General features: G+C 73.9%; 20 protein-coding genes. 16 read left to right on the top strand and 4 right to left on the bottom strand.

Translation table 11 applies throughout. The annotated features are described in order from the left end of the window. The first annotated feature begins 6 nt into the window (after positions 1-6). Complete coding sequence (locus ACZ6IM_RS14300) at positions 7-1,509, top strand: VCBS repeat-containing protein (protein WP_469556716.1); 1,503 nt, start codon at positions 7-9, stop codon at positions 1,507-1,509. Positions 1,510-1,637: 128 nt separating this feature from the next. Then, on the top strand, positions 1,638-2,210 hold the full coding sequence (locus ACZ6IM_RS14295) for a DinB family protein (RefSeq protein WP_052839177.1): 573 nt from the start codon (positions 1,638-1,640) through the stop codon (positions 2,208-2,210). Positions 2,211-2,270: 60 nt separating this feature from the next. Here the strand turns inward: ACZ6IM_RS14295 and ACZ6IM_RS14290 are convergent, their stop codons facing one another. Both ACZ6IM_RS14290 and ACZ6IM_RS14285 read right to left on the bottom strand, forming a co-directional pair. After that, entirely contained in the window at positions 2,271-2,882 is a 612-nt protein-coding gene (locus ACZ6IM_RS14290; RefSeq protein ID WP_052839299.1) for an SUKH-4 family immunity protein, read from the bottom strand. 94 nt (positions 2,883-2,976) lie between these two features. Next, positions 2,977-3,429, bottom strand: coding sequence for an NUDIX domain-containing protein (locus tag ACZ6IM_RS14285; protein ID WP_052839178.1), 453 nt, complete (start codon positions 3,427-3,429; stop codon positions 2,977-2,979). 196 nt (positions 3,430-3,625) lie between these two features. Here ACZ6IM_RS14285 and ACZ6IM_RS14280 point away from each other — a divergent pair, with 196 nt between their 5' ends. The 10 genes from ACZ6IM_RS14280 (at position 3,626) to ACZ6IM_RS14235 (ending at position 16,752) form a co-directional block, all read left to right on the top strand. Next, complete coding sequence (locus ACZ6IM_RS14280; RefSeq protein ID WP_052839179.1) at positions 3,626-4,612, top strand: EamA family transporter; 987 nt, start codon at positions 3,626-3,628, stop codon at positions 4,610-4,612. A 94-nt stretch (positions 4,613-4,706) separates the two neighbouring features. Continuing rightward, positions 4,707-6,470: a serine/threonine-protein kinase gene (locus ACZ6IM_RS14275; protein WP_052839180.1), complete on the top strand. Its 1,764-nt coding sequence runs from the start codon at positions 4,707-4,709 to the stop codon at positions 6,468-6,470. Between the two features lie 157 nt (positions 6,471-6,627). Further along, a complete protein-coding gene (locus ACZ6IM_RS14270) occupies positions 6,628-7,422 on the top strand; it encodes a TIGR03084 family metal-binding protein (RefSeq protein WP_052839181.1) in 795 nt (264 codons plus the stop codon). Beyond that, entirely contained in the window at positions 7,419-9,089 is a 1,671-nt protein-coding gene (locus ACZ6IM_RS14265) for an acyclic terpene utilization AtuA family protein (RefSeq protein WP_052839182.1), read from the top strand. Before ACZ6IM_RS14270 ends, ACZ6IM_RS14265 begins: the two co-directional genes overlap by 4 nt. 31 nt (positions 9,090-9,120) lie before the next feature. Then, positions 9,121-10,719, top strand: coding sequence for an acyl-CoA carboxylase subunit beta (locus tag ACZ6IM_RS14260; RefSeq protein ID WP_052839183.1), 1,599 nt, complete (start codon positions 9,121-9,123; stop codon positions 10,717-10,719). Between the two features lie 8 nt (positions 10,720-10,727). Continuing rightward, entirely contained in the window at positions 10,728-12,572 is a 1,845-nt protein-coding gene (locus tag ACZ6IM_RS14255; protein ID WP_052839184.1) for an acetyl/propionyl/methylcrotonyl-CoA carboxylase subunit alpha, read from the top strand. Positions 12,573-12,652: 80 nt separating this feature from the next. Continuing rightward, the gene (locus tag ACZ6IM_RS14250; protein ID WP_469556711.1) at positions 12,653-13,801 is read left to right on the top strand and encodes an acyl-CoA dehydrogenase family protein; all 1,149 of its coding nucleotides are present in this window, start codon (positions 12,653-12,655) and stop codon (positions 13,799-13,801) included. A gap of 28 nt (positions 13,802-13,829) precedes the next feature. Beyond that, complete coding sequence (locus ACZ6IM_RS14245; RefSeq protein WP_052839186.1) at positions 13,830-15,398, top strand: 4-coumarate--CoA ligase family protein; 1,569 nt, start codon at positions 13,830-13,832, stop codon at positions 15,396-15,398. Next, complete coding sequence (locus ACZ6IM_RS14240) at positions 15,395-16,138, top strand: enoyl-CoA hydratase family protein (RefSeq protein WP_052839187.1); 744 nt, start codon at positions 15,395-15,397, stop codon at positions 16,136-16,138. The genes ACZ6IM_RS14245 and ACZ6IM_RS14240 overlap by 4 nt, the downstream gene beginning before the upstream one ends. After that, a complete protein-coding gene (locus ACZ6IM_RS14235; RefSeq protein WP_052839188.1) occupies positions 16,126-16,752 on the top strand; it encodes a TetR/AcrR family transcriptional regulator in 627 nt (208 codons plus the stop codon). Before ACZ6IM_RS14240 ends, ACZ6IM_RS14235 begins: the two co-directional genes overlap by 13 nt. Before the next feature lie 96 nt (positions 16,753-16,848). Here the strand turns inward: ACZ6IM_RS14235 and pdxH are convergent, their stop codons facing one another. Next, entirely contained in the window at positions 16,849-17,550 is a 702-nt protein-coding gene (pdxH, locus tag ACZ6IM_RS14230) for a pyridoxamine 5'-phosphate oxidase (protein ID WP_469556708.1), read from the bottom strand. 238 nt (positions 17,551-17,788) lie between these two features. Between pdxH and ACZ6IM_RS14225 the strand changes: the two genes are divergently transcribed. The 3 genes from ACZ6IM_RS14225 to ACZ6IM_RS14215 all read left to right on the top strand — a co-directional run bounded on the left by ACZ6IM_RS14225 (position 17,789) and on the right by ACZ6IM_RS14215 (position 21,671). Next, a complete protein-coding gene (locus tag ACZ6IM_RS14225) occupies positions 17,789-18,889 on the top strand; it encodes a citrate synthase 2 (protein ID WP_052839189.1) in 1,101 nt (366 codons plus the stop codon). Positions 18,890-19,226: 337 nt separating this feature from the next. Next, positions 19,227-20,102: a GNAT family N-acetyltransferase gene (locus ACZ6IM_RS14220; RefSeq protein ID WP_052839190.1), complete on the top strand. Its 876-nt coding sequence runs from the start codon at positions 19,227-19,229 to the stop codon at positions 20,100-20,102. Positions 20,103-20,207: 105 nt separating this feature from the next. Further along, complete coding sequence (locus tag ACZ6IM_RS14215) at positions 20,208-21,671, top strand: PAS domain-containing protein (RefSeq protein ID WP_052839191.1); 1,464 nt, start codon at positions 20,208-20,210, stop codon at positions 21,669-21,671. A 23-nt stretch (positions 21,672-21,694) separates the two neighbouring features. Here the strand turns inward: ACZ6IM_RS14215 and ACZ6IM_RS14210 are convergent, their stop codons facing one another. After that, positions 21,695-22,450: an SIS domain-containing protein gene (locus tag ACZ6IM_RS14210; RefSeq protein WP_052839192.1), complete on the bottom strand. Its 756-nt coding sequence runs from the start codon at positions 22,448-22,450 to the stop codon at positions 21,695-21,697. A gap of 223 nt (positions 22,451-22,673) precedes the next feature. Between ACZ6IM_RS14210 and ACZ6IM_RS14205 the strand changes: the two genes are divergently transcribed. Then, positions 22,674-23,366 carry a metal-dependent transcriptional regulator gene (locus ACZ6IM_RS14205; protein ID WP_052839193.1) on the top strand — a complete coding sequence of 231 codons (693 nt, stop codon included), beginning with the start codon at positions 22,674-22,676 and terminating at the stop codon, positions 23,364-23,366. The last annotated feature ends 425 nt before the right edge of the window (positions 23,367-23,791 follow it).

The following is a 23,791-nucleotide window of genomic DNA, read 5'->3' as shown; positions in this document are numbered from 1 at the left end:
GCGTGGGTGTCCGGGTGTGGCGCGGCCCTCGTCGCCTTGGTGGTCGCGGCGGGGGTGGTGATCGCCGGTGGGGAGCCCGCCGGCATCGCCGCGCCGTACGGGTGCGGGACGGGCGGAGTCCACGGCACCGCCTCCACCGCCCCCGCGTCGGACCGGCCCGCGCCGGACGGCGTTGCCGACTTCGACGGGGACGGGCACCCGGACCTGGCCCTCGGCTCGATGGGGAGCGTGGCGTACGGGGTCGGCGGGGGGAGCATCGAGGTCGCGTACGGGGCGGGGGACGGGACCGGGATCGCCCGGTGCCAGTACCTGACGCAGGACGACCCGGGGATACCGGGCGGCAACCGGGACGAGGCCTTCTTCGGCACCGATGTCGTGGCTCGCGACTTCGACGGGGACGGGTACACCGACCTCGCCGCCTCCGTCTTCGACTGGAAGCCCAGCGTGATCATCATGTGGGGTTCCGAGGACGGGCTCTCGCGTGCCGCCCGGGTGCCGGGGACGGACGGCAGTCACGTCGCCTGGGGCATCGACCCGATCCTGGACGAGCAGCTCGTCGGCGGTGACTTCGACGGGGACGGGCACCCCGACCTGGTCTTCGGGCTCGGCTCCGGCAAGGGGCTGCTCAAGGGGCCCTTCGGGCGGGACGGCACCCCCGCCGCGACGGGCGCCGTCCCCGCTCCGCGCCGTCCCGCCCCGGACGTCAGGGGCGCGAACTACGGCGACCTGCTCGCCGGGGACCTCGACGGCGACGGCATCGACGACCTGGTGAGCTTCCACGACGCCGACACCGGACCCGAGGTGCCCTGGCGGGAGAGGACCCGGCCGGTCAGCTATCTGCACGGCGGCCGGGACGGCTTCACGCAGCCCGAGGGCATCCGGCTCCACGACGCGGGCGAGGGGGCGATCGGCGACGTGGACGGCGACGGGTACGGCGACCTGGTGCTCAGTCCCCGGGGCGGCGACGCGAGCCGCAGCTCGGTGACGGTGGTGTACGGGTCGAAGACCGGGCCGGGGGAGAGGACGACGACCGTCGACCGGGACACCCCGGGCGTACCCGGCGAGGAACCTCAGGACGAGGACGCCGTCTTCACCGGCCTGGACACGGGCGACGTCAACGGCGACGGATACGCCGACGTGGTCGCCGGGGCTCCCCGGTGGGACGTGTACGGAGAGCCGGGGCCGGAGCAGGTGCTGTACCTGGAGGGCGGGCCGGACGGGGTCAGCGGTGCGGGCGCCCGGCTGTTCGACGGGGACGAGTTGGGCGCCGCCCCGGGCGGGGACGCCGACTTCGGCGCCGCCGTGGGCCTCACCGACCTCGACGGCGACTCCCACGCCGACCTCGTGGTGACCGCGCCGGGCGGCGACACGGTCGACGGCGTCGCCCTCCTGCTGCCCGGCACCGCGGACGGGCCGTCCGACGCCGGTGTCACCCGGCTGTCCGAGGACACCTTCGACGACACCGAGGGGCTGGGCCTGCTGATGGGCGGCGGGGAGATCGCCCACTAGGCCCCCCGCGCTGTCCCGGCCTTCTCCGGAAGCCCCGCGGTGGCCGGCGGTCTAGGACGAGACCTGACCTATACGGCCCATAGCGTGTTCCTCGACCGACGGAGCAGGAACACCGGAAGGCGGAGACCATGACCACCATTGAGTCCCTCACCAGCGAGCCGACCACCCGCGACCTGACCGAGGCCCCGGCCCTCACCGGCGAGCGCGCCGACCTGGTGGCGACGCTGGCCAAGCACCGGCACTTCCTGCGCTTCACCACTCGCGACCTCACCGACGAGCAGGCCGGGCTGCGGACCACCGCCAGTGAGCTGTGCCTGGGCGGCCTGATCAAGCACGTCACCGCGGTCGAGCGGGGCTGGACCGGCTTCATCGTGAACGGCCCCTCGGTGATGGGCGACTTCACGGCCATGACCGAGGACGACTGGGCCCGGCGGGCCGACGAGTTCAGGATGCTGCCCGGCGAGACGCTGGCCGGTGTGCTGGACGACTACGCCGAGGTGGCCCGCCGGACCGAGGAGCTGGTCGCCACCCTGCCCGACCTGGGGGCCGCCCAGCCGCTGCCGAAGGCGCCCTGGTTCGAGGCCGGCGACGAGTGGTCGGCGCGCCGGGTGCTGATGCACGTCATCGCCGAGACCGCCCAGCACGCGGGCCACGCCGACATCATCCGGGAGTCCCTGGACGGTGCCAAGAGCATGGGATGACCGGCGAGCACGGGGGTGACCGGCGGCGGTCCGGGCGGGCGGGTGTCCGTCACCCGGCCGTCACCCGTAGAGCGAAAGGGCTCCCGGGCTGTCTCCCTCGAACCGCTGCCCCATGGCGATCTCCTCGCCGACCACCGACCACACCGTCTCGTCGTCCTGGAAGGGGAGCGGGTCGATGCGGCTCGTCTCCCGGCGGATGCGTTCGACCTGGCGGTCGAGCCGCTCGAAGCCGGCTTCCTCGTCGTCGCCGTCGAAGGTGAATTCCGCCAGCAGCCGCTGGAACCGGGCGGTGACCCGGACCAGGGAGGAGACGTCCGTGTGGAGCCCTCGCACCGTCTCCTCGCCGGCGTCGAAGGCGTACACCTTGCCGGAACCCGGGTCGAGGGCGAGGTGGGCGCTGAGGAGCCAGCCGATGACGGGCCAGTCGCCGGCCCCCGGCGGGGCGTCCTCGAAGTCCCCGGTGTCGACGACGCGTCCGACCGCGGGCAGCCGTCCGGTCTCCTCGTCCGGCGCACGCAGCCGGAGCGTCCCGGTGGGCACGCCGACGGTCCGCAGGAGGCGGGCGCCGTCGGTGTCCGCGGCGAGGGGCGGGAAGGCGGCGGCGGGCAGGGTCGCGAGCCCGGACTCGCCGAAGGCGTCGACGAGTTCGCCGCGATTGACGTCGAAAAGCACTGCCGGGACTCCGAACTCGGCCGAGGCGCGGGCGCCGTGGGGCGCCGGCCGGATCATTTCACGGTCGCTGTGACCGCCTTCCCGCACCCGGCGCTCAGGGCACCGTCTCGCCCCGCACCAGCGGACGGCACACCGGCTGGACGTCCTCGGGGAGTTCGTCAGGGCGGCACCAGCGGGCCTCCAGGATCTCGAACGGGTCGAGGCGCAGCTCGCCGCCCAGCAGCCGGGCCTCGTACGCCACCTCCAGGCGGGTGCGCAGGCCGCTGGTCAGCATGACCAGCCGGCCCACCTCCACGTCCAGGCCCGTCTCCTCCTTGACCTCCCGGACGACGGTCTGCCGGAAGTCCTCGCCCTTGTGCGCGAAGCCGCTCGGCAGACCCCACTGGCGGCCCGGCGCCCACATCCGGTGCTTCAGCATCAGGACCCGCCCCTCGTCGTCCCGTACGACGCCGGTCACGCCGACCACGAACTTGGCGTTCACCAGCCACATCAGGCGGCTCTGGACGGGGCGCAGCAGGCGCCAGAGGCGGGTCGGGAGTCGTCTCACCCGGTGGACGGTACCCGCTCGGTAACCGGCCGGGGCCGGCCGGTCCCGGCTCGCCCCGCGGACGTGCGTTGACAGCCGTACGTCCCGGCCCTGACAGTTGCGTAAAAGCAGTACATGCCTGACAGCGTCCATTACGCTGTACCGTGCAGTGCAGCGTGCTGAACGACGTCCACCCGCACACCGTCCCGGAGCCCCCGTGAGTACCCCCAGCGCCACCCCCGGCACCTCGTCCCCGGCCACCGCGTCCGCCGTCGCCCCCGCGTCTGTGCCGGCCGGTGGGCCAGGCGATGCGCCGGGCGGTGCGCCGACCGGGCGGTTCGGTGCTCTCGGCCCGGTCGGCCTGGTCCTCGCCGGTGGGATCTCCGTGCAGTTCGGTGCCGCGCTGGCGGTGAGCCTGATGCCGCGGGCCGGGGCGCTCGGCGTGGTGACCCTGCGGCTGGCCGTGGCCGCCGTCGTCATGCTCGTGGTCTGCCGCCCCCGGCTGCGCGGCCACTCCCGGGCCGACTGGGGCACGGTCGTCGTCTTCGGCATCGCCATGGCCGGCATGAACGGCCTCTTCTACCAGGCCGTCGACCGCATCCCGCTCGGCCCCGCCGTCACCCTGGAGGTGCTCGGCCCGCTCGCCCTGTCCGTCTTCGCCTCCCGCCGCGCGGTCAACCTGGTCTGGGCCGCGCTCGCCCTGGCCGGCGTCTTCCTGCTGGGCGGCGGCGGCTTCGACGGCCTCGACCCGGCCGGTGCCGCCTTCGCCCTGGCGGCGGGCGCCATGTGGGCGGCGTACATCGTCTTCAGCGCCCGCACCGGACGCCGCTTCCCGCAGGCCGACGGACTGGCCCTGGCGATGGCGGTCGGCGCGCTGCTGTTCCTGCCGCTGGGCGTCGTCGAGTCGGGGGCGAAGCTGATCGACCCGGAGACGCTCGCGCTGGGCGCCGGGGTCGCCCTGCTCTCCTCCGTCCTGCCCTACACCCTCGAACTCCTCGCCCTGCGGCGTCTGCCCGCGCCGACCTTCGCCATCCTCATGAGCCTGGAACCGGCCATCGCCGCGGCGGCCGGTTTCCTCATCCTCGACCAGGCCCTGACCGCCACCCAGTCCGCCGCCATCGCGCTGGTCATCGCGGCGAGCATGGGCGCGGTACGGACCCAGGTGGGACGCCGGCGGGCGAAGGCGCTCCCCGAGCTGCCGTGACCGCCCCGGCGACCGCCCCGGCGGGCGGGACCGCCACCCGCACCGCATAGGCTGCGTACCTGGTCAGCTCATCGGGATCACGGGGAGGGAACCGATGAACCACCCCGCCGAGGTCTTCCAGCCCTTGCAGGACGACGACCCGCGCGCCGTGGGCGGTTACCGTCTCGCGGCCCGGCTCGGAGCGGGCGGCATGGGACGGGTCTACCTGTCGCACACCCGGGGCGGCCGGCCCGTGGCCATCAAGGTCGTACGGTCGGAACTGGCCGACGACCCGGCCTTCCGGCGGCGTTTCGGCCGGGAGATCAAGGCCGCCCGCAGGGTGAAGGGCGCCTACACCGCCGAACTGATCGACGCCGACCCGGACGGCGTACCGCCCTGGCTGGCCACGCTGTACGTGCCCGGGCCCTCCCTGTCGGGCGCCGTCGCCCGGAGCGGGCCGCTGCCGGTGCCCGCGGTGCTGTGGCTGATGGCCGGGGTCGCCGAGGCGCTCCAGGCCGTCCACGGCGCGGGGATCGTGCACCGGGACCTCAAGCCGGCGAACGTACTGCTGGCCGCCGACGGACCGCGGGTCATCGACTTCGGCATCTCGCTCGCCGCCGACAGCACCGCGCACACCGCCACGGGCGCCACCATCGGCACGCCCCAGTTCATGGCCCCCGAGCAGGCTTCCGCGGGCGACATCACGGCGGCCACCGACGTCTTCTCGCTCGGGCAGACGGCCGCCTTCGCGGCCCTGGGCAAGCCGCTGTACGGCGACGGCCCGGCCGCCACCGTGCTGTACCGGATCGTCCACTCCGAGCCCGACCTGTCCGGGCTGCCCGAGCGCCTGCGCGGCCTGCTCGGCCGGTGCCTGGCCGCCGACCCCGAGGAACGGGCGACCCCGGCGGAGATCGTCGAGTGGTGCCGCAGGGAGCTGGGCCGGGACGGCGGGGAGGAGGCCGGGCCCGCCGTGTGGCGGGAGATCGCCGGGCCGCCGGTGACGGTTGTGCCGCCGGTCGCGGCCACCGGACCGGCGACCGCCGAGGCACCGGCCGCGGTCCCGGGCCCGACCGCGGCGCACACGGCGCCGTGGACCGCCCCGCTGGGGACCGTTCCGGCGCCCTGGCCGGGCGGCGCCGGACCGGGAGGGCCGTTCGTGCCGCGGCGGCCCGACGGGCCTCGGGAGCGCGGGCGCCGCAGGAGACGCGCCGTCCTGCTCTCGGCCGCCGCCGTCGTCGCGTGCGGCCTGGTGATCGCGGCGGGTTCGGCGCTGCTGGACGCGGCGGGACGCGGCCTCGACCGGGCCCGGGACGCGGTCGCTTCCGCGTCGGCGTCCCGCTCCGCGTCCGATTCCGCGTCCGCTACGCCCGGTCCGGTGGCGGAGGGGTCCGCCGCGGCGGCCGGGGAGGAGACCGCGTCGGGGGCCGGTGCGGGGGGCGACTCGGCGGCCGGACGGCCGGACGGGGGGTCCGACGGCTCCGCGTCCGGTACGACGCCGCCGCGGGCCCACGCCCACGGCGCCCTGCTGGTGAACGCCGACAACTCGATCAGCCTCACCGAAGGCACCATGCGCGAGGACCGCGAGGGGGACGTCCGCTTCGACTGCGCGAACCCGAGTTGCGCCCTGGAGAGCGACACCAGCGTCTTCACGATGCTGTTCGGTGACCCGGGCGCCACGTACGAGGAGTGCCGCGACATGACCGCCCGGGATGCCGTCCACCGCCTCCCGCTGGCCGCCGCGTCCGCCGGCCAGGAGATCTGCGTCCGGCGGAACAACGGAGACATCGCCCTGTTCGTTGTCCAGGTGAAGTCGACCGCCCTGCCGGAGGCCGCCTTCATCTCCATGGACACGACGGTCTGGCCGGCCGGGAAGAACTGAGACCGCGCGGTCGTCCAGCGGCCCGGCGCATCGACGCCGGGCCGCTCTCGCCTTCATCGCTGCGAAAATCATGCAAGCGTGCTTGATTGTTAATCCCCGCCCTGCCATGCTCCTCCCCACACCGCGCCGCACATCGCCGTGCCCGAGGGGAGCGACCGTGTCCGACCCGACGCCCGTGATCGACGACCTGCGCGAGGAGGGCGAGGAACTCGACGCCCTGGTCGCCGGGTTGAGACCGGAGGACTGGCGCCTGGCCACCCCGGCGCCCGGCTGGACGATCGCCCACCAGATCGCGCACCTGAACTGGACCGACCGGGCCGCCCTGGTCGCCGTCACCGACGAGGACGGGTTCACGGGACTGGTCGAGCAGGCCCTCGCCGCACCCGACCGGTACGTGGACGACGGCGCCGAGGAGGGGGCGAAGCAGGACCCCGCCGCGCTGCTGGCGGCCTGGCGGCAGGACCGCACCGCCCTCGACGCGGCACTGCGCGCCGCCGCACCCGGTGCCCGCTTCCCCTGGTACGGCCCGCCCATGGCCACCGCCTCCATGGCCACCGCCCGCCTGATGGAGACCTGGGCCCACGGCCTCGACATCGCGGCGACCCTCGGCGTGTCCCGCCCGCCCACCGACCGCCTGCGGCACGTCGCCCGTATCGGGGTCCGCGCCCGGGACTTCGCCTACGCCACCCACGGACTCACCCCGCCCGCCGAGCCGTTCCGCGTCGAACTCACCGGCCCGGGCGGCGACCTGTGGACGTACGGCCCCGAGGACGCCCCGCAGCGCGTCACCGGCCCCGCTCTCGACTTCTGCCTCCTCGCCACCCAGCGCGCCCACCGCGCCGACCTCGCCCTCACCGCCGAGGGCCCGGACGCCGACCGCTGGCTGGACATCGCCCAGGCCTTCGCCGGACCGCCCGGAGCCGGACGCCCGCCGCAGGGGGAGACCCGGTGAGCGTGCTCCGCGTCGGCAACGCCTCCGGGTTCTACGGCGACCGCTTCGACGCCATGCGCGAGATGCTCACCGGCGGCCCGCTGGACGTCCTCACCGGTGACTATCTCGCCGAGCTGACCATGCTCATCCTGGGCCGCGACCGGCTGAAGGACCCCGGCGCCGGATACGCCCGCACCTTCCTGCGGCAGCTGGAGGAATGCCTCGGGCTCGCCCACCAGCGGGGGGTGCGGATCGTCGCCAACGCGGGCGGCCTCAACCCCGCCGGACTCGCCGACGCCGTACGGGCACTGGCCGGGCGGCTCGGCATCCCGGTGCGGGTCGCGCACGTCGAGGGCGACGACCTCACCGCCGCCCACCCGGGAGCGCTGGCCGCCCACGCCTACCTCGGCGGCTTCGGCATCGCCGAGTGCCTGCGGGCCGGCGCTGACGTCGTCGTCACCGGGCGGGTCACCGACGCCGCCCTGGTCACCGGGCCCGCCGCCGCGCACTTCGGCTGGGGCCCGACGGAGTACGACCGGCTCGCGGGCGCGGTCGTCGCCGGGCACCTGCTGGAGTGCGGGGCGCAGGTGACCGGCGGCAACTACGCCTTCTTCCAGGACGGCGACGTACGGCGCCCCGGCTTTCCGCTCGCCGAACTGCACGCCGACGGCACCTCCGTCATCACCAAGCACGACGGCACCGGCGGCTTCGTCGACGTCGGCACGGTCACCGCCCAGCTGCTGTACGAGACGGGCGGCGCGCGGTACGCCGGCCCCGACGTCACCGCCCGGCTGGACACCGTACGGCTCAGCCAGGCCGGTCCCGACCGCGTCCGCGTCGAGGGCGTGCGCGGCGAGGCGCCGCCGCCCACCCTCAAGGTCGGCCTCAACCGCCTCGGCGGCTTCCGCAACGAGGTCGCCTTCGTCCTCACCGGCCTCGACATCGAGGCCAAGGCCGGTCTGGTCCGGGCACAGATGGAACCCGCCCTCGGCAAGATCGCCGACGTCCGCTGGGACCTGGCCCGCACCGACCGGCCCGACGCGCCCACCGAGGAGACGGCCAGCGCCCTGCTGCGGCTCGTCGTCCGCGACCCCGACCAGCAGGCCGTCGGGCGGGCGTTGAGCGGCGCCGCGATCGAGCTGGCCCTAGCCGGCTACCCCGGGTTCCATGTGCTCGCGCCACCTGGGAAGGGCGCGCCCTATGGGGTGTTCGAGGATGTGTACGTTCCTCATGGTGCCGTCGACCATGTGGCCGTCCTCCATGACGGGCGGCGGGTCCCGGTGCCGGCCGCCCAGGACACCGCCGTACTCCGCGCCGTACCCGAACCACCTCTGCCCGAGCCCCTCCCGCCCGGCCCCGCCCGCCGCGCCCCCCTCGGCCTCGTCGCCGGTGCCCGCAGCGGCGACAAGGGCGGCAACGCCAACGTCGGCGTGTGGGCGCGGACCGACGACGCCTGGCGCTGGCTCGTCCACGCGCTGACCGCCGACCGGTTCCGCGAGCTGATCCCCGAGGCCCGCGACCTGCCCCTCACCCGGCACCAGCTCCCCCACCTGCGCGCCCTGAACTTCGTCGTCGAGGGCATCCTCGGCGAGGGCGTCGCCGCGCAGGCCCGTTTCGACCCGCAGGCCAAGGCGCTCGGTGAATGGCTGCGCGCCCGGCACCTGGACATCCCGGAGGTTCTGCTGTGACCGTCCCGCCGTACGCCCCGGGGAACGCGCTGTGACCGTCCTCGCCTCCGCCCTGGACCCCGCCGACCCCGACCACCGCGCGCACCGCGAGGCCATGCTCGCCAAGCTCGCCGACCTGGACGCCGAACACGCCAAGGCCCTCGAGGGCGGCGGCGAGAAGTACGTCGCCCGGCACCGCAAGCGCGGCAAGCTCCTCGCCCGCGAGCGCATCGAGCTGCTCCTCGACCCGGACACGCCCTTCCTGGAGCTGTCGCCGCTGGCGGCCTGGGGGAGCGAGTACACGGTCGGCGCCTCGCTCGTCACCGGCATCGGCGTCGTCGAGGGCGTCGAGTGCCTGATCACCGCCAACGACCCCACCGTGCGCGGCGGCGCCAGCAACCCCTGGTCGCTGAAGAAGGCCCTGCGCGCCAACGACATCGCCCTCGCCAACCGGCTGCCCTGCATCAGCCTCGTCGAGTCCGGCGGCGCCGACCTGCCCTCCCAGAAGGAGATCTTCATCCCCGGCGGCGCGATCTTCCGGGACCTCACACGGCTGTCGGCGGCCGGGATCCCCACCGTCGCCGTCGTCTTCGGCAACTCGACCGCGGGGGGCGCCTACATCCCCGGCATGTCCGACCACGTGATCATGGTCAAGGAGCGCGCCAAGGTGTTCCTCGGCGGGCCGCCCCTGGTCAAGATGGCCACCGGCGAGGAGAGCGACGACGAGTCCCTGGGCGGCGCCGAGATGCACGCCCGCACCTCCGGCCTCGCCGACCACTTCGCCGTCGACGAGCCCGACGCCCTGCGTCAGGCCCGCCGCGTCGTCGCCCGCCTGGGCCACCGCAAGGCGTACGCCGATCCGCCCCTCGCCGAGCCGCCCAAGTACGACCCCGAGGAACTCCTCGGCATCGTCCCCGGCGACCTGCGCACCCCCTTCGACCCGCGCGAGGTCATCGCCCGGATCGTCGACGCCTCCGACTTCGACGAGTTCAAACCGCTGTACGGGACCAGCCTGACCACCGGCTGGGCGGCCCTGCACGGCTACCCGCTGGGCATCCTCGCCAACGCCCAGGGCGTCCTGTTCAGCGAGGAGTCGCAGAAGGCCGCCCAGTTCATCCAGCTCGCCAACCAGCGCGACATCCCGCTCCTGTTCCTCCACAACACCACCGGCTACATGGTGGGCAAGGAGTACGAGCAGGGCGGCATCATCAAGCACGGCGCCATGATGATCAACGCGGTCTCCAACTCCCGCGTCCCCCACCTGTCCGTCCTCCTCGGCGCCTCCTACGGCGCCGGTCACTACGGCATGTGCGGCCGCGCCTACGACCCCCGCTTCCTGTTCGCCTGGCCCAGCGCCAAGTCCGCCGTCATGGGCCCCCAGCAGCTCGCCGGCGTGCTGTCCATCGTCGCCCGCCAGTCCGCCGCCGCGAAGGGACAGCCGTACGACGACGAGGGCGACGCCGCCCTGCGCGCCATGGTGGAGCAGCAGATCGAGGCCGAGTCACTGCCCATGTTCCTGTCCGGGCGGCTCTACGACGACGGCGTCATCGACCCGCGCGACACCCGCACCGTCCTCGGCCTGTGCCTGTCCGCCATCCACACCGCCCCCTACCAGGGCGCGCGCGGCGGCTTCGGCGTCTTCCGGATGTGAGGAACCACATGATTGCCTCCGTACTCGTCGCCAACCGGGGCGAGATCGCCTGCCGCGTCTTCCGCACCTGCCACGCGTGGGGAATCCGGACCGTCGCCGTGCACTCGGACGCCGACGAGAACGCCCTCCACGCGCGCGTGGCCGACGCGGCCGTACGCCTGCCGGGCGCGTCCCCCGCCGACACCTACCTGCGCGGCGACCTGATCGTGAAGGCCGCCGTCGCCGCCGGAGCCGACGCCGTCCACCCCGGTTACGGCTTCCTCTCCGAGAACGCCGACTTCGCGCGCGCCGTGCGGGACGCGGGGCTGGTGTGGATCGGGCCGCCGCCCGAGGCCATCGAGGCGATGGCGTCCAAGACCCGCGCCAAGGAACTGATGGGCATCGCGCCCCTCACCGACGTCACCGAGGCCGACCTGCCGGTGCTGGTGAAGGCGGCGGCGGGCGGCGGCGGACGCGGCATGCGCGTCGTACGCGACCTCGCCGACCTCGACGCCGAACTGACCGCCGCCCGTGCCGAGGCCACGAGCGCCTTCGGCAACGGCGAGGTCTTCGTCGAGCCCTACCTGGAGAACGGCCGCCACGTCGAGGTGCAGATCCTCGCCGACACCCACGGCACCGTCTGGGCGCTCGGCACCCGCGACTGCTCCCTCCAGCGCCGCCACCAGAAGGTGATCGAGGAGGCCCCGGCACCCGGCCTGACCCCCGAACTCACCGCCGAACTCCACGACCTCGCCGTACGCGCCGCCCGCGCCGTCGACTACGCCGGCGCCGGCACCGTCGAGTTCCTCGTCGCCGGCGGCAGGGCGCACTTCCTGGAGATGAACACCCGCCTCCAGGTCGAGCACCCCGTCACCGAGGAGCTCTTCGGCATCGACCTCGTCGCCCTCCAACTCCGGATCGCCGAAGGCCACGCCCTCGAGAACGACCCCCCGCGCGCGCGTGGACACGCCGTCGAGGCCCGCCTGTACGCCGAGGACCCCGCCCACGGCTGGGCCCCGCAGACCGGCCGCCTGCACCGCCTCGCCGTCCCCGACGGCATCCGCCTGGACACCGGCTACACCGACGGCGACGACATCGGCGTCCACTACGACCCGATGCTCGCCAAGGCGGTCGCCCACGCACCCACGCGCGCGGAGGCCGTCCGCCGCCTCGCCGGTGCCCTGGAACGGGCGGCGATCCACGGCCCGGTCACCAACCGCGACCTGCTCGTCCGCTCCCTGCGCCACGAGGAGTTCACCTCCGCCCGCATGGACACGGGCTTCTACGACCGCCACCTGGCCGCCCTCACCGAGCCGGCCCCCGACCCCCTCGCCCCGCTCGCCGCGGCCCTCGCCGACGCGAGCACCCGGGCGGGACGCTTCGGCGGCTGGCGCAATCTGCCCTCGCAACCGCAGGTCAAGCGCTACGCGATGGCGGGCGAGGAACACGAGGTCCGCTACCGCCACACCCGCACCGGTCTCACCGCCGACGGCGTCCGCGTCGTCCACGCCGACGCCGAGCGGGTCGTCCTCGAAACGGACGGCGTCCAGCGCCGCTTCGCCATCGCCCGCTACGGCGACCACATCCACGTCGACGCCACCCGCCTCACCGCCCTGCCCCGCTTCCCCGACCCCACCGCCCAGCACGCCCCCGGTTCCCTCCTGGCCCCCATGCCGGGCACGGTCGTCCGCGTCGCGGAGGGCCTGAGGAAGGGCACGACCGTCCGGGCGGGCCAGCCCCTCCTGTGGCTGGAGGCCATGAAGATGGAACACCGGATCACGGCCCCCACCACGGGAACACTCGCCGAGCTGAACGCCGTACCGGGACAACAAGTGACGGTCGGCTCGCTACTGGCGGTGGTGCAAGCGACGTAGGGGCGCGGGGCCGCATTGAAGATGCGGCTCCGCCGCGTGTGCGCGACCAGCCACAACGAACCCGCACCCGAAGGAGCACAGTGACCACCCTCATCGAATCCGACGAGCACAAGTCCCTCCGCGAAGCGGTATCCACCTTCGCCAGGAACCACCCCCGCATCCGCGACCTCGCCGAGAACAGGCACTTCTGGCAGGAGGCGGCCAAGCTCGGCTACATCGGCGTCAACCTGCCGCAGGCCTACGGCGGAGGCGGCGGCGGCATCACCGAACTCTCCCTCGTCCTCGAAGAGATGGGCGCCGCGGGCAACCCGCTCCTCATGATGATCGTCTCCCCGGCGATCTGCGGCACCGTCATCGCCCGCTTCGGCACCGAGGAGCAGAAGCGCGAGTGGCTCCCGGCACTCGCCGACGGCACCCGCCTCATGGCCTTCGGCATCACCGAACCCGACGCCGGTTCCAACAGCCACCGCATCACCACCACCGCCCGCCGCGACCCGGCCACCGGGGACTGGATCCTCACCGGACGCAAGGTCTTCGTCTCCGGCGTCGACATGGCGGACGCCACCCTGATCGTCGGCCGCACCGAGGACGCCCGCACCGGCAGGCTCAAGCCCTGCCTGTTCATCGCCCCGCGCGACGCACCCGGCTTCGAGCGCCGCCCCATCGACATGGAACTCGACGCGGTGGAGCGGCAGTTCGAGCTGACTCTCGACGACGTCCGGCTGCCCGCCGCCGCCCTGGTCGGTGACGAGGACGCGGGCCTCCTCCAGCTCTTCGCCGGCCTCAACCCCGAGCGCGTGATGACGGCCGCCTTCGCGATCGGCATGGGCCGCCACGCTCTCGCGAAAGCCGTCGAGTACGCCCGCGAGCGCACCGTCTGGAAGACCCCCATCGGCGCCCACCAGGCCATCGCCCACCCCCTCGCCCAGGCGCACATCGACCTCGAACTCGCCCGCCTGATGATGCAGAAGGCGGCCCACCTCTACGACGCGGGCGACGACGTCGGCGCGGGCGAGGCCGCCAACATGGCCAAGTACGCGGCCGGGGAGGCCTGCGTGAAGGCCGTCGACCAGGCCGTGCACACCCTCGGCGGCAACGGCCTCACCCGCGAGTTCGGGCTCGCCCGGCTGATAACGGCGTCGCGCGTCGCCCGTATCGCCCCGGTGAGCCGGGAGATGATCCTCAACTACGTCTCCCACCAGACCCTGGGCCTGCCCAAGTCGTACTAGGCCGTGTCCGAACGGCGTCGGAGGAACCGTGTTCCGCAGCGAGTACGCAGACGTCCCGCCCGTCGACCTGCCCATCCACGACGCGGTGCTCGGCGGGGCCGCCGCCTTCGGGAGCACCCCGGCGCTGATCGACGGCACCGACGGCACCACCCTCACCTACGAGCAGGTGGACCGGTTCCACCGGCGCGTCGCCGCCGCCCTCGCCGAGTCCGGCGTGCGCAAGGGCGACGTCCTCGCCCTGCACAGCCCCAACACCGTCGCCTTCCCGCCGGCCTTCTACGCCGCCACCCGCGCGGGTGCCTCCGTCACCACGGTGCATCCGCTCGCGACGGCGGAGGAGTTCGCCAAGCAGCTCAAGGACAGCGCCGCCCGCTGGATCGTCACCGTCTCACCGCTCCTGTCCACCGCCCGCCGGGCCGCCGAACTCGCGGGCGGTGTCCGGGAGATCCTGGTCTGCGACAGCGCGCCCGGCCACCGCTCGCTCGTCGACATGCTGGCCTCGACCGCCCCCGAGCCGTCCGTCGCGATCGACCCGGCCGAGGACGTGGCCGCCCTGCCGTACTCCTCGGGCACCACCGGCACCCCCAAGGGCGTCATGCTCACCCACCGGCAGATCGCCACCAACCTCGCCCAGCTCGAACCGCTGATGCCGGCCGCGCCGGGCGACCGCGTCCTCGCCGTGCTGCCGTTCTTCCACATCTACGGCCTGACCGCCCTGATGAACGCCCCCCTGCGGCTCGGCGCCACCGTCGTCGTCCTGCCCCGCTTCGACCTGGAGCAGTTCCTCGCCGCCATCCAGAACCACCGCATCACCAGCCTGTACGTCGCCCCGCCGATCGTCCTCGCGCTCGCCAAGCACCCCCTGGTCGCCGACTACGACCTCTCCTCCCTGAGGTACGTCGTCAGCGCCGCCGCACCTCTGGACGCCCGCCTCGCCGCCGCCTGCTCCCGGCGGCTCGGCCTGCCACCCGTCGGCCAGGCCTACGGCATGACGGAACTGTCCCCGGGCACCCACGTCGTCCCCCTGGACGCCATGGCCGACGCGCCGCCCGGCACCGTCGGCAAGCTCATCGCCGGCACCGAGATGCGCATCGTGTCCCTCACCGACCCCGGCAAGGATCTTCCCGCCGGCGAGTCCGGCGAGATCCTCATCCGCGGCCCCCAGATCATGAAGGGCTACCTCGGCCGCCCCGACGCCACCGCCGCCATGATCGACACCGACGGCTGGCTGCACACCGGCGACGTCGGACACGTCGACACCGACGGCTGGCTGTTCGTCGTCGACCGCGTCAAGGAACTGATCAAGTACAAGGGCTTCCAGGTGGCCCCCGCCGAACTCGAGGCCCTCCTGCTCACCCACCCCGGCGTCGCCGACGCGGCCGTCGTCGGCGCCTACAACGACGACGGCAACGAGGTACCGCACGCCTTCGTCGTCCGCCGGCCGGCCGCGCCCGCCCTCGCGGAGGGCGAGATCATGATGTACGTCGCCGAACGCGTCGCCCCCTACAAACGCGTCCGCCGGGTCACCTTCGTCGACACCGTCCCCCGCGCCGCCTCTGGCAAGATCCTCCGCCGACAGCTGAGGGAGCAGCAGTGACCCCCACCGCCCGCGTCGAGCGCACGCGCGCGCGGGGCGTCGAGACCCTCACCCTCGACTCCCCGCACAACCGCAACGCCCTGTCCGCCGCCCTCGTCGGCGCCCTGTCCGCCGCCCTCGCCGACGCGGGCGGGGACCCCGGCGTCCGCGCCGTCGTCCTCACCCACACCGGCACCACCTTCAGCGCCGGTGCCGACCTGCGCGACCCGCCCCGCCCGGACGCCCTCGTCGGCCTGCTCCGGCAGATCGCCGAGGTGCCGAAGCCGGTGATCGCCCGGATCGCGGGGCACGTCCGCGCGGGCGGCCTCGGCCTCGTCGCCGCCTGCGACATCGCGGCCGCGTCCACGGAGTCGACCTTCGCCTTCACCGAGGTCCGCATCGGCGTGGCGCCCGCCGTCATCTCCCTGACCCTGCTGCCCCGCGCCGACCCCCGCGCCCTCGCCCGCTACTACCTCACCGGCGAGCGCTTCGACGCCGCCGAGGCCGCCCGGATCGGCCTGGTCACCGCGGCCGGCGACGACGTGGACGCCGTACTCGAACCCGTCCTCGACGGTGTGCGCCGTGCCTCACCGCAGGGCCTGGCCGAGACGAAACGGCTGCTCACGGCTAGGGTGCTGGAGGCCTTCGACCGGGACGCGGCCGACCTGACCGCGCTCTCGGCCCGGCTGTTCGCCTCCCCGCAGGCCCGCGAGGGGATGACGGCCTTCCTCGAACGACGGGATCCGGAATGGGTGGTGTGAGCGGCGCCGTGAACACGGCCGACCGCGCGGAGCGCGTGCCCAAGCAGGACCGCAGCCGGGCCACCCGGCAACGGCTCCTGGAAGCCGCCGTGGCCTGCCTCGCCGAACGCGGCTGGGCCGGGTCCACGGTCTCCGTCGTCGCCGAACACGCCGGAGTCTCCCGCGGCGCCGCCCAGCACCACTTCCCGACCCGCGAGGACCTCTTCACGGCGGCCGTGGAGTACGTCGCCGAGGAACGCTCCGTGGCGCTGCGCGCCCTGTTCCCCGAGGGCGCCGCCGCCGACGACCGGCGCGCGGTGGTCGCCGCCCTCGTCGACCTCTACACCGGCCCGCTCTTCCGCGCGGCCCTGCACCTGTGGGTGGCCGCCTCCAACGAGGAGCAGCTGCGCGGCCGGGTCACCGAACTGGAGGCCCGCGTCGGCCGCGAGAGCCATCGCATCGCCGTCGACCTCCTCGGCGCCGACGAGACCCGCCCCGGCACCCGCGAAACCGTCCAGGGCCTCCTGGACATGGCCCGCGGCCTCGGCCTCGCCAACCTCCTCACCGACGACGGGGCACGCCGGGAGAGGGTGGTCGAACAGTGGGCACGACTGCTGGACGAGGCGCTGGACTGAGGCGGCCGGTCAGTCGTCGCGGAGGTTGCTCAGCCGACAGCTGATGTGCGGGGCTCCCGCGACCTGTCCCAGTGCCGGCACCGTGCCACCGGCCATTCACGGGCTCAGCCGCTCCACCCGCCAGCCCCCGCCGGCCTGCGCCACGTACCGCAGCCGGTCGTGCAGCCGGTTCTCGCGGCCCTGCCAGAACTCCACCGCGTCCGGCACCACCCGGAACCCGCCCCAGTGCGGCGGCACCGGCACCTGCTCGCCCTCCGGATAACGCGCCGCCAGCTCCGCGTACGCCGCGTCCAGGGCCCGCCGCCCGGCCACCACCGTCGACTGCGCGCTGGCCCAGGCGCCCAGCTGGGAGCCGTGCGGCCGGGTCCGGAAGTACGCGGCGGTCTCGTCCCGCCCGGTGCGGCGCGCGACGCCCGTGACCACGACCTGCCGGGCCATCGGGTGCCAGGGGAACAGCAGCGAGACGTTCGGGTTGGCGTCCAGCTCGCGCGCCTTGCGGGAGTCGTAGTTGGTGTAGAAGACGAACCCCTGCTCGTCGAAGTGCTTCAGCAGCACCGTGCGGGAGCTGGGCCGCCCCCGCTCGTCCGCCGTGGAGACGACCATGGCGTTCGGCTCGAACAGCCCGCCGTCCGTCGCCGCCTGCTTGAACCAGCGCGCGAACTGCTCGACAGGCGTCGCCGCCAGCTCGGTCTCGGGCAGCCCCTCGGCCCGGTACTGCTTGCGCATGGAGGCGAGATCGAAGGGGACTGAGGCGGCGGGGACGCCGGAATCGGCTTCGCGATCGGTCACGCCGCCCATCCTGCCGTATCCACCCCGCCCCCGACCGGGGTGGCACCCGGTGCCACCCCACTCCCCAAACCTGGCACCCGGGGATATGGTGCTTGGTCCCGCTCCGGCCGGATGACCGACGGCCGTACGGGGCATCACAGGGGTGACCGCCGGGACCGCGAGTCGGGGACACGACCGTGGATCCATGGAGGCGCCGCACCGTCTCCGCCCAGGTCGCCGTACACCACTGATCACGAGGAGCCGCCTGATGTCCGACTTCGTACCCGGGCTAGAGGGAGTCGTCGCCTTCGAGACGGAGATCGCCGAACCCGACAAGGAGGGCGGCGCCCTGCGCTACCGCGGCGTCGACATCGAGGACCTGGTCGGGCACGTCTCCTTCGGCAACGTCTGGGGCCTGCTCGTCGACGGGGCCTTCAACCCCGGCCTGCCGCCCGCCGAGCCCTTCCCCATCCCCGTGCACTCCGGCGACATCAGGGTCGACGTCCAGTCCGCCCTCGCGATGCTCGCCCCGGCCTGGGGCCTCAAGCCCCTGCTGGACATCGACGCCGCCCAGGCCCGCGACGACCTCGCCCGCGCCGCCGTCATGGCCCTGTCCTACGTCGCCCAGTCCGCGCGCGGCCAGAGCCTGCCCATGGTCCCGCAGCGCGAGATCGACAAGGCCGAGTCGGTGGTCGAACGCTTCATGATCCGCTGGCGCGGCGAGCCCGACCCCAAGCACGTCGCCGCCGTCGACGCCTACTGGACCTCCGCCGCCGAGCACGGCATGAACGCCTCCACCTTCACCGCCCGCGTCATCGCCTCCACCGGCGCCGACGTGGCCGCGGCCCTCTCCGGAGCCGTGGGCGCCATGTCGGGCCCGCTGCACGGCGGCGCCCCCTCGCGCGTCCTGCACATGATCGAGGAGATCGAGCGCACCGGCGACGCCGAGGCCTACGTCAAGAAGACCCTCGACGCGGGCGAACGCCTCATGGGCTTCGGCCACCGCGTCTACCGCGCCGAGGACCCCCGCGCCCGCGTCCTGCGCCGTACCGCCCGCGAACTGGGCGCCCCGCGCTACGAGGTCGCCGAGGCCCTGGAGAAGGCCGCCCTGGCCGAGCTGCACGCCCGCCGCCCCGACCGGGTCCTGGCCACCAACGTAGAGTTCTGGGCCGCCATCATGCTGGACTTCGCCGAGGTTCCGGCCCCCATGTTCACCTCGATGTTCACCTGCGCCCGCACCGCCGGCTGGTCCGCCCACATCCTGGAGCAGAAGCGCACCGGCCGCCTGGTCCGCCCCTCCGCCCGCTACGTGGGCCCGGGCACCCGCGACCCGCGCGAGATCGAGGGCTACGCCGACATCGCGGACTGAGGCCCCGGTCCCTGAACGCAGGCGACCCGCGAGTCTGGTTCCTCCGTGGAGGAGCCGGCCGGACGTACCGGCGACTCGCGGGTCGGGTGACTGCTGGGGATTGGGCCGGCTGCGCGCTTCTCTCACGCGCTGGTCCGGCGCCGCACTCCGTGTGGTGCCGGGCCGCTAGCCCGCAGCCACCTCACGCGTCCGGTTGTCATACATCTGCCGAACCACCTCCCTTCTCGTGTACGGCCCACCCTAGGAACCCGTCGGCCGCCGATCAATCGAATTTCCGGATCGATTCGTCCTTGATCTCCCATGGACGCGTCTTCCCTGGTCACCTACGGTTTCGCCCATGACGGAACGCGAGGGGGTCCCGCCGGTGAGGCGGGCAGTGGTCAGCGGGTCGACGTTCGAGGAGCGGATCGGGTACGCCCGGGCCGTCGTCGACGGGGACTGGGTGCACGTGTCGGGGACGACAGGGTTCGACTACGCGTCGATGACGATCCCCGAGGGCGTGGTGGAGCAGGCCGAGCAGTGCCTGCGCAACATCGGGGCCGCGCTGGCCGAGGCGGGATGCACGTTCGCGGACGTGGTGCGGGTGCGCTACCTGCTGCCCGCGCGGGAGGACTTCGAGCCGTGCTGGCCCGTGCTGCGGCGGGCGTTCGGCCGGGTGCGGCCGGCCGCGACGATGATGGTTTGCGGGCTCGCGGACGAGCGGATGCGGATCGAGATCGAGGTGTACGCGCGGCGCGGCACGGTCGCGACCGGCGCGGGCCCGGCACTGCGGATCGAGCCGGTGGACGGGGACGCCATGGTCGAGGAGTGGCGGCACGTGCACAACGTGATCGTGCCGCCGGCCGCCATGACCCTCGACGAGGCGCGCGAGCGCGCCGGACGCAACCGGCTGGCCAACGCCTACCTCGATGACGTGCTCGTCGGCTGCTCCACCGTCCGGCCGCCCGACGGCGGGGAGCGGGCGGCGACCGTGATCGCGCGGGTGCTGCCGGCGTACCGGGGGCGCGGGATCGGCACCGCGCTCTACGAGGCGGGGCTGGCCCACGCGCGCGAGCTGGAGGCCGGGGCGGTGGAGACCGTGGTGCTGGCGGCCAACGCCGACGGGTTGCGGTTCGCGCGTGCGCGTGGGTTCGTGGAGAAGGAGCGGTACGTGCTCGACGGCGAGCGCGAGGAGTGGGTCGACCTGAGGCTCGCCGCCGCCCGCCCGGCATGATCCGCCGTGCCCCGTCATGACGGGGGCTTATGCCGAGTTTCCGCAGTACAACGATTTCCGCGAACTTGCGGGAACTCGGTGTGTGCTGCATCACGTTCGAGTTGAATGAAGGCCAGTGAGCGAACCGACGTACGGTACGGCGGACGCAGCCTGCAGGGGGTCCAGGTGAGTGCTTCGCGGCATAGTGGGGCCACCGACGAGCTGGGGCCGGACGAGCCGGAGCAGCCCGAGCGGGACGGCGCGGACCTGCTGGCCGCGCTCCTCGACGGCATGGACGCGGCCCTGTGCGCCTTCGACGCGGACGGGGTCGTGACCCATTGGAACCGCGAGGCGGAGCGGATCCTGGGATGGAGCGCGGCCGAGGCCGTGGGACGGCAGGGCTTCGCCGGCTGGGCCGTGCGCAGCGCGGACGCCGGCGAGGTGGAGGACCGGCTGCTGTCCGCCATGCGGGCGCCGGGCCGCCAGGTGAACGAGTTCGCGCTGCTGACCAAGGACGGCGGCCGGGTCCTGGTGCGCACCCAGTCGGCGGCGGTCCGCGGGCCCGACGGGCGGCCGGCGGGGGTGTACTGCGCGTTCAGCGAGGTGCACGCGCAGATCGACCTGGAGCGGTCCATCGCGCTCAGCGAGGCCCTGCTGGAGGACGCGAGCTGGGGTGTCGTCCTGGTGGACGTGGACCTGCGCCCCGCCGTGGTCAACACGCACGCGGCACGGGCGCTCGGGGCCGGACGCACCTCCGTGCTGGGCCGCCCGCTCGGCGATCTGCTCGCCCAGGGCGTCGAGGAGCTGGAGAACGCGCTGACGCACGTCCTGGCCGAGGGCGCGCCGCCCGCGCCCGCCGAGATGTGGGTGAGCGTGCGCACGCCGGAGGGGGAGCGGCGCCGGTGCTGGCGCAGTGGGTTCGTGCGGCTGGCCTCGCCGCTCGCGGAGGAGCCGGTGCCGCTGGGCGTCGGCTGGCTGTTCCAGGACGTCACGGAGTCGAAGCAGAGCGAGCAGGAGGCCGCGCTGCTGCGCTTCCGGGCCAATCAGCTGCACCGGGCGGCGCGTGCCGCGGCCGAGTGCGAGGACCCGGCGGAGGCCGCGATCGTCCATCTGGACTTCGCGCTGGCCGGGTTCGCCGACCACGCCCTGATCGACCGGGTGGTGGGCGGGGCGGTGGTGGACACCGACGCGGCCGAGCCGGTGCGGCTGGTGCGGGTCGCGGCCACCCCGTCCGGCGCGCCGGGGCCCAGTGTGCCGTCCGGGGCGTCGGGGCTGCCGGTGCGCTACGGCGAGGGGCACCCCGCCGTGCAGTGCGTGGAGCGGGCGGGCTCGGTGCGGGCCAGCGCCGGCGTGCGGGCGGTCCCGGCCGAGCAGGTGCGCCGGTGGGCCTCGGCCCGCCAGTGGCCCGAGGACACGGTGCACGGCCTGTGCGCGGTGCTGCGCAGCCGCGGCCGGACGCTGGGCGTCGTCACGTTCCTGCGCGGCGCGGGACGCAGCGCCTTCGAGCGGCCGGACGCGATGTACGCCGAGGACGTGGCGGTGCGGATCGCGAACGCGCTGGACCTGGCCGGCGCGGTGGACGGCCCGTAGCCGGTGCGGGCCGCCGGACCCGCTCAGCGGCGGTAGAAGATGCGGTCCCGGTACTGCTCCAGTACGCGGCCGTTCCATTCGTGGCCGCCGTCCACGTTGCCCGAGCGGAGCAGCGGGGGTTCGACGCCCCGGTCGGCGAGGGTGGCGGCAGCCGTGGCGGTCATGGCCTGCATGAGGGCGCTGGTGACGACCGTGGAGGCGGGGGCGAAGGGCGCCGGGACGGTGTCGAGGGTGAGTTCCGCGTCGCCGACGGCGATCTTGGAGTCCAGTACGACGTCGCAATGGTCCTTGAGGAAGGTGCCGGAGACGTGCCGCGACGTGGTCTCGGAGGCGTACGCCACCGAGGTCACGCCGATGACCCGGACGCCGAGGGCGCGGGCGTTCATGGCCATCTCCACGGGCAGGGCGTTGCGCCCGGAGAGGGAGATGATCACCAGGGCGTCGCCCTCGCGCAGCGGGGAGGAGTCCAGGACGGCGCTCGCGAGGCCGTCGACGCGTTCCAGGGCGGAGCCGAGCGTGGCGGGCATGACGTCGACGCCGACGACGCCGGGCACGGCGAGCAGGTTCATCAGGGCGAGTCCGCCGGCGCGGTACACCACGTCCTGGGCGGCGAGGGAGGAGTGGCCGGCGCCGAAGGCGAAGAGCCGGCCGCCGCTCAGCACGGTGTCGGCGAGCAGCGTGCCGGCCGCCTCGACGCTGTCCGCCTCCTCGTCGCGCACGCGTCGCAGGAGGTCGATCGCCGCGTCGAGGAACTGACCGGCCGGCTTGTGGTCGCTCATGCGGGACCCCTTCGGAGTGGCTGCGTCGCGGATCACGGTGCGGTCTGGACCAGCGCGGTGTCAATACGGCGTCGACGCGGCGGGGGAGGGTCCGGGCGGGCGCCGTCGGGCCCGGCTTTCCGCGGCGAGGCACGGTTGTCGGTGGTATGCGTCAGAATTGGTGGCAGGGCCAGCGCACGCGCCGGTGGGCCGTAGCCTCCGGCAATCTCATCGAGGGGCACGTATGTCCGGACTGATCGACACCACGGAGATGTACCTCCGCACCATTCTGGAGCTGGAGGAGGAAGGTGTGGTCCCGATGCGCGCCCGGATCGCCGAGCGGCTCGACCAGAGCGGTCCCACGGTCAGCCAGACGGTGGCGCGGATGGAGCGCGACGGGCTGGTGTCCGTGGCGGCGGACCGGCATCTGGAGCTGACCGACGAGGGGAGGCGGCTGGCGACGCGCGTGATGCGCAAGCACCGGCTCGCGGAGTGCCTGCTCGTCGACGTGATCGGCCTGGAGTGGGAGCAGGTGCACGCGGAGGCGTGTCGCTGGGAGCACGTGATGAGCGAGGCGGTCGAGCGCCGGGTGCTGGAGCTGCTGCGGCACCCGACCGAGTCGCCGTACGGGAACCCGATCCCGGGCCTGGAGGAGCTGGGCGAGACGGACGGGGCCGATCCGTTCCTGGACGAGGGCATGGTGTCCCTCGCCGACCTCGACCCGGGCCTCGAGGGCAAGACGGTCGTCGTGCGCCGGATCGGCGAGCCGATCCAGACCGACGCGCAGCTGATGTACACGCTGCGGCGGGCCGGGGTGCAGCCCGGCTCGGTGGTGAGCGTGACCGAGTCGGCGGGCGGCGTGCTGGTGGGCAGCGGTGGCGAGGCCGCCGAGCTGGAGGCGGACACCGCCTCCCACGTGTTCGTCGCGAAGCGCTGACCGGGTCCCGGAGGGGGCCGTCGACCGGGTCCCGTCGTTGCGGGATTCCTGTGCGCCGAACGGCAGCGGCCGGACGCTTCGCGTGCGAGGCTGTGGCGTGAGGCAGCGGACATGAAGGGCTCTTGGCCCGTGGCTGACAGCGATGTCGCCCGGCCGGAGAGGGGGAGGGGCGTGCCGGAGAGACGGAGAGGGCCCCGGCGCCGTGTGGCGCCGGGGCCTGTCCTCCCCTGTGCTGACCTGGAGCCCCGAGCTCTCAAGGTCAATCCCCTCGGACCGTTTTCCCCGAGCGGTCCGCCTCCCGTTGAAGATCTCCCCTGGGCGGCGGCGATCAATCCCTGAGCGGTGTCACTCGAATGAGGGGTGTTGCTCGTCGGAACGGCTCTTTCGAATGAGTATTCGATAAGTTCGTTACTCTGCACGGCAGG

The sequence above is a fragment of the Streptomyces sp. NPDC042336 genome, from assembly GCF_055581985.1.
This window is presented reverse-complemented; position numbering and strand designations above follow the sequence as displayed.

Excerpts from the sequence above, each read along its gene's own strand:
- ACZ6IM_RS14215 (WP_052839191.1), top strand. The coding sequence starts at position 20,208 with ATGAAGGCCAGTGAGCGAACCGACGTACGGTACGGCGGACGCAGCCTG.
- ACZ6IM_RS14225 (WP_052839189.1), top strand. The coding sequence starts at position 17,789 with ATGTCCGACTTCGTACCCGGGCTAGAGGGAGTCGTCGCCTTCGAGACG.
- ACZ6IM_RS14210 (WP_052839192.1), bottom strand. The coding sequence starts at position 22,450 with ATGAGCGACCACAAGCCGGCCGGTCAGTTCCTCGACGCGGCGATCGAC.
- ACZ6IM_RS14235 (WP_052839188.1), top strand. The coding sequence starts at position 16,126 with ATGGGTGGTGTGAGCGGCGCCGTGAACACGGCCGACCGCGCGGAGCGC.
- ACZ6IM_RS14255 (WP_052839184.1), top strand. The coding sequence starts at position 10,728 with ATGATTGCCTCCGTACTCGTCGCCAACCGGGGCGAGATCGCCTGCCGC.
- ACZ6IM_RS14275 (WP_052839180.1), top strand. The coding sequence starts at position 4,707 with ATGAACCACCCCGCCGAGGTCTTCCAGCCCTTGCAGGACGACGACCCG.
- ACZ6IM_RS14205 (WP_052839193.1), top strand. The coding sequence starts at position 22,674 with ATGTCCGGACTGATCGACACCACGGAGATGTACCTCCGCACCATTCTG.
- pdxH (WP_469556708.1), bottom strand. The coding sequence starts at position 17,550 with ATGGGCGGCGTGACCGATCGCGAAGCCGATTCCGGCGTCCCCGCCGCC.
- ACZ6IM_RS14220 (WP_052839190.1), top strand. The coding sequence starts at position 19,227 with ATGACGGAACGCGAGGGGGTCCCGCCGGTGAGGCGGGCAGTGGTCAGC.
- ACZ6IM_RS14295 (WP_052839177.1), top strand. The coding sequence starts at position 1,638 with ATGACCACCATTGAGTCCCTCACCAGCGAGCCGACCACCCGCGACCTG.